This window comes from Acetobacterium sp. (genome assembly GCF_041752335.1).
GTDB lineage: Bacteria > Bacillota > Clostridia > Eubacteriales > Eubacteriaceae > Acetobacterium.
In genome coordinates, this window is the sequence record NZ_JBGSHG010000008.1 from 1 (window position 1) to 3,348 (window position 3,348).

A 3,348-nucleotide genomic window follows, 5' to 3' on the forward strand; every position below is an offset into this window, starting at 1 on the left:
TTTAACTGTCGGCCTCGGAATTACACCGAATCATACCTTGCGGCTCGTGGGCTATACCACCGGTAGGGAAACTATCCCTGCCCTGAAGACTTCATATTTAATTGATTAAACTTTAACATAATTGATATATTCCTGTCAATACATTAAAATTTATTTTTCTTTATGATCTTTTTCGTTTATAATAAGAACATGAAAAAGCAAGCTAAAACTAACAGTTTTAATATTGACTTAATCTTCAAAGAAAGGATGGAACACCCGTGCAGTGGTTTAAAAAGAGCCTGATCCGTCGGATTGGTACGATTGTTATCGGATTTATTATTGTCGCCTTTGCTGTTTATGGAATCATTTCGATCCAACTTTTGAGTAGTTTTTTTGAAGCGAACAGCAAAGAGGAAATATCTCAGGATGCTCAACAGATTGCCACTGAAATTGATAAATTTATTGAAAAAAATATTGTCATTGTCGAACAGATGAAAACCAACCAGGATTATCAGGCCATTACCGAAGCCCTCAATACCCGGGAGGAAAAACGGCAGCATCCGCTATTCAATGTGGTGACCCAGGAACTCCAGGCGATTAAGGCCTCCGACGCCAATATTTCACTGGCTTACCTCGGCATCACCAAGTCCAATGATGTCATTTCTTCGACCGCCGAGTTTGATCCCAAACCAGATTATGATCTGAACAAGCGGCTCTGGTATATTGAAACATTAAAATCCCGGGGCATAACCGTCACCAGCCCTTATATTGATATTGTCACCGAAAAAATGGTGGTTTCCATCACCACCCCGATCCTTAAAAATAACTACGTGATCGGAGCCATGGGTATTGATCTACTGGTTTCTGATATTTCTGAACTCATGGATACCTACACGGTGGGAAAAAACGGCTATACCCTATTAATTAATAAAGATGGGACGCTCTTTTATCACCCCGTTGATCTCAAGGTTTTTGCTGCCGATGGTGCCAATCCTTTTGCCTATCTCGACCCCTATATGGCCCAAATCACCTCGGGAAACAGCGGCGTCATTGAACACGGTGCAGGGGATAATGCTAAATATATTGCCTATGTGCCAACCCAGTCTTCAAACTGGATTGTGGCCACCGTAATACCACAATCTGAAGTTCTGGCCTCGCTAAACCAGTTTATCTTCAGTCTTTTATTTATTTCGCTGGTTCTGCTTCTTTTGATCGCCCTGTTTATCAAACGCATGACCCGGCTTATTTCAGAACCGATTGTGACCATTTCTGACTCGGTTGAAACCTTCAGTCAGGGTGATCAGGAAATCAATCTGCCGGATGCACTTTACAGTCGTGAGGATGAAATCGGTATTTTATCCCGGGGGCTTAATCTGATGAGTCACCGAATTACCCAGTATATTGAAGAAGTCCAAGCCAACAATGAAACCCTGAATGAAGAAATTGACAAACGCCGGGAAGTTCAATCCCAGCTGGAAATGATTCTGGAATTATTATCCGGCACTGACGAAGGTATTTTTATCCTGAATGAGAAATTTTTCTGTATCTACCATAATACGGCATTTTCCAGAATGATCGGTATTCCCGAAACAGAAATCCCGGCTCTAAATTTGTCTGAGAACAATATCCTCATCAATCAACCGCTGCTCGAAAGCCTGCAAATGAATCCGGTCTGGACCGGTGAAATTGAATATACTCATAATTCGGAAGATATCCTGTTTCTTTTTCTGCGGATCAGCAAGGTGAAAAACGGAGCCAACGATTACTATATCGGCAATATCACCAATCTCACGGCCCATAAGCAAATCGAAAAAGATATTTACTATCTGAAGTATTTTGATCATCTGACCAAACTGAACAATAAGGCATTTCTCGATGAATCGGGAATGGAACTCATCAGTGGGGACACCGAAAATATCGGCAGCCATGCCCTGATCCTGATCAATATCGATAATTTTAGAATTATCAATGAGGCAAAAGGCTTTGATTTTGGCAATAAGGTCCTGATTGCCCTGGCCAATCGTCTGAAAACCCTGATCACTGACCAGGATGTGCTGGCCCGTTTGGGGAATGACGAGTTTGGAATCCTTAAAGCCCATGTTTCTTCCAATGAAGATTTATATGCGTATATTCTGAGCTTGAGCAAGAATCTGGAAAGACAGATCGCTATTAATGACGAAGAACTCATCGTTGACGTCAGTATCGGAATCAGTCTCTACCCCAGCGATGCCAACCATTATGCCAAGCTTCTGAAAACCGCCGCTTCAGCCCTGAACAATGTCAAAGCCAATAAGAGCCGCCGTTTTGAATTCTATGACAAGGAAATCAACAGCCTCTCAATTCAAAAATATGAGATGCAGAATAAACTGCGCAACGCCCTGAGCAACGATGAATTTATTCTTCACTACCAGCCCCAGGTGGATATGGCCACCAATCAGATTATCGGTCTGGAGGCTTTAATCCGCTGGAACAGCGTCGATGGCATGGTACCTCCAGGAAGCTTTATTACCATTGCCGAAGAATCAAATCTGATTATCCCCCTTGGCGCATGGGTGCTTGAAAATGCCTGTGAATTTGGAACAAAACTGGCATCCATCGGTTACCAAACCCCGATTGCGGTTAATCTGTCGATGCTCCAGTTTAAGGCCCCTTATATCGGGGAACTGATCCAGTCCATTTTGACCCGGACCAAGCTGCCACCGGAGCTGCTGGAGCTTGAAATTACCGAAGGAATTCTAATGGACAATGAGGATGAATGTGAATCGATCATCAGCGAATTCCATGGGATGGGGATCCAGGTTTCCATTGATGATTTTGGAACCGGCTACTCCTCCCTGAGCTACCTGAAAAAATTTGCGGTAGATAAAATAAAAATCGATCGTTCCTTTATTAAAGGAATTCCCCATTACGACAACGGCACCATTGCCAAGGTCATCATTGAACTGGCTGGCAATTTCAATCTTCAGGTCATTGCCGAAGGGGTGGAAACTCCAGAACAGATTGACTTTTTACTTAAAAACAATTGTCACATTGCCCAGGGCTTTTACTACTCCAAACCGCTTGGTGAAGACGAGCTGCTGGCTTTTATGGAACAATCAAAAAGGGATAATGGCTAAGCCTTATCCCTGCGGTTGTCGTAAACTACCGTACCGACCAATTGTTAATCTGTTGTTCGCTGCGGAATCGGACAGGCGATGCCGTGTCCGCTCCGATGCGTACAACATGATGTAACCTGGATTCCCGAAATTTATAACGATGGAGGATCAATCCCTAATGCTTCATAAAGATCCTTCTGCTTTTCAGTAACTTCACCAAGTACTCGACCATGCCCAGGGGCTTCAAACAGCTCAATTAGATCAAGTTCATCGA

At 43.2% G+C, this 3,348-nt stretch carries 1 protein-coding gene; it reads left to right on the top strand.

The genetic code is table 11. From position 1 onward, the window contains the following. The first annotated feature begins 257 nt into the window (after positions 1-257). Complete coding sequence (locus ACEW8F_RS01505) at positions 258-3,095, top strand: EAL domain-containing protein (protein ID WP_373481706.1); 2,838 nt, start codon at positions 258-260, stop codon at positions 3,093-3,095. Positions 3,096-3,348 lie beyond the last annotated feature (253 nt).